Source organism: Halomonas sp. 707D4 (genome assembly GCF_024158685.1).
Lineage (GTDB): Bacteria > Pseudomonadota > Gammaproteobacteria > Pseudomonadales > Halomonadaceae > Vreelandella.
Genome location: NZ_JAMZBD010000414.1, coordinates 1 through 2,718, shown reverse-complemented (window position 1 = coordinate 2,718; position 2,718 = coordinate 1). Strand labels below are relative to the sequence as shown.

The 2,718-nt window shown below is 68.7% G+C and carries 1 protein-coding gene; it reads right to left on the bottom strand.

Annotation, left to right across the window (positions count from 1 at the left end; all coding sequences use genetic code 11):
• Positions 1-2,507, bottom strand: a 2,507-nt coding sequence (gene mutS, locus BIS11_RS14525) for a DNA mismatch repair protein MutS (protein ID WP_253586386.1), incomplete at its 3' end; no start/stop codon positions are given.
• Positions 2,508-2,718 lie beyond the last annotated feature (211 nt).

Below are 2,718 nucleotides of genomic sequence, written 5' to 3'. Positions count from 1 at the left end.
AGGGTGGAAAGTGCCTCCACCACCGGGTGCGGGCCGCTGGCGAACAGGTCGTTCTGCAGCGGTGCCGCTGGTGCCGATGCTGCCGCCGGCAGACGCTGCTGCTCGTCGACATCGCGCTGCTCCAGTGTCACCAGCTTCTCGCGGGCGCGGGCGATGACGCCGCCGGGGACGCCGGCGAGCTGGGCGACCTGCAGCCCGTAGCTCTGACTCGCCGGGCCGTCCTCGATGCGGTGCATGAAGACGATGCCGTCGCCGTGCTCGGTGGCGGTCAGGTGGATGTTCGCCACGCCGTCGCCGTGCTCGGCCAGCGCCGTCATCTCGAAGTAGTGGGTGGCGAACAGCGTCAGTGCCCGGGTCCCGGCCAGGTGCTCGGCGCTGGCCCAGGCCAGCGACAGCCCGTCGAAGGTGCTGGTGCCGCGACCGATCTCGTCCATCAGCACCAGGCTCTGGTCGGTGGCGTTGTGCAGGATGTTGGCGGTCTCGGTCATCTCCACCATGAAGGTGGAGCGCCCGCCGGCCAGGTCGTCCGAGGAGCCGATGCGGGTGAAGATGCGATCGAGCGGTCCGATCTCGGCGCGCTCGGCCGGCACGAAGCTGCCGCTATGGGCGAGCAGGGCGATCAGCGCGGTCTGGCGCATGTAGGTCGACTTGCCGCCCATGTTGGGGCCGGTGATCACCAGCATGTGGCGTTTGGGCGAGAGTTCGATGTCGTTGGGCACGAAGGGCGTGTGGCTGACGTGCTCGACCACCGGGTGGCGTCCGGCCACCACGTGGATGCCGGTGTCGGCGGTGAGCGTCGGGCGCACCCAGTCCAGCGCCTCGGCGCGTTCGGCGAAGGCGCACAGCACGTCGAGCTCGGAAAGCGCCTGGGACGTGCCCTGGAGCTCGCCGAGAACCCCGTTGAGGCTGCCCAGTAACCGCTCGTAGAGCCACTTCTCCCGCGACAGCGCCCGGGATTTCGCCGACAGCGCCTTGTCCTCGAACTCCTTGAGCTCGGGAATGATGAAGCGCTCGGCGTTCTTCAGCGTCTGGCGGCGGATGTACTCCGCCGGGGCCTGCTGGGCCTGGGACCGGGGCAGCTCGATGAAGTAGCCGTGTACGCGGTTGTAGCCGACCTTCAGGTTGGCAAGGCCGGTGCGTTCGCGCTCGCGCCGCTCGAGCTCGACCAGATAGTGACCGGCGTTCTCGGCCAGGCCCCGGTGCTCGTCGAGTTCGGCGTCGTAGCCTTCGGCAATCACGCCGCCGTCGCGGATTACCACCGGCGGGTTGTCGACGATCGCTCGGCTCAGGGTGTCCGCCATCTCCGGGTAGGGGCGAATGTGCGGCTTCAAAGCGTCGATGGCGCTGCCGCTCTCGACGTTCTCGAGCAGCGCCTGGAGCGCGGGCAGGGCGTTCAGCGCGTCGCGCAGCTTGGCCAGGTCGCGCGGGCGGGCGCTGTAGAGCGCCACCCGCGCCAGGATGCGTTCGATGTCGCCAAGCTCGCCAAGCGTGTCGCGAAAGCCCAGGTAGGCGCTGTCGAGGGTCAGCAGCGCCACGCCCGCCTGGCGCGCCTGGACGATCTCGGTCTGGCGCAGCGGGCGGTTGAGCCAGCGCTTCAGAAGCCGCGAACCCATGGGGGTCGCGCAGGTGTCGAGCACGCTCGCCAGGGTGTTGTCGGCGGTGCCGCCGAGGTTGGTGTCGATCTCCAGGTTGCGCCGGCTGGCGGCGTCGATGACCACCGCGTCGTCGCGGTTCTCCACGGTGATGGCGGTGACGTGGGGCAGGCGCGAGCGCTGGGTGTCCCGGGCGTAGTCGATCAGCACGCCGGCGGCGATCAGCGCCGTCGAAAGGTGGGCGCAGCCGAAACCGCGCAGATCCTGCACCTCGAACTGGTCGCACAGGCTGCGCGTGGCGCTCTCGAGATCGAACAGCCACTCGCCCTGGCGGCGCAGCGTGCGCTTCTGTGCCCAGGGCTCGGGCAGGGTGAGGTTTTCCGGCACCAGCAGCTCCGCCGGGGCCAGGCGCGTGAGCTCGGCGAGCATTTCCGCTTCGCTTTCGACCTCCAGCACGTTGAAGCGCCCGCTGGCAAGCTCGAGCCACGCCAGGCCGAAGCGCTCGCGACCCGGGGCGAGGGCGACCAGTACGTTGTCGCGTCGAGCGTCGAGCAGTGCCTCGTCGTGCAGCGTGCCCGGGGTGACGATGCGCACCACCTGACGCTCCACCGGGCCCTTGCTGGTCGCCGGATCGCCGATCTGCTCGCAGATCGCCACCGACTCGCCGGCGGCCACCAGCCGGGCGAGATACCCTTCGGCGCTGTGGTAGGGGACGCCTGCCATGGGGATCGGCTTGCCGCCGCTCTGGCCCCGGGCGGTGAGGGTGATGTCCAGAAGCCTCGCGGCGCGCTTGGCATCGTCGAAGAAAAGCTCGTAGAAATCCCCCATCCGGTAGAACAGCAGTACCTCGGGGTGGTCGCGTTTGATCTTCAGATATTGCGCCATCATGGGCGTGTGCGCGGGGCTTTGTGACATGGGCGTCCTGATCGAGCGTGGCCCGGGGCAGCGTTTGCACCTTGGCCGGTGTTCGAGTTCTATGGGCAAGTGAAACGCAGTATTCTACGCTGAACTGAGTACCTACATGAAGGAGTCTGCATGCCGACCGGCGCCTCTGGCCTGAAAAATCTCGATCTGGCACTGCTGTCCCAGCGGCTGGGCAAGCTGTGCCTTGCGCGCGGCGCCACGC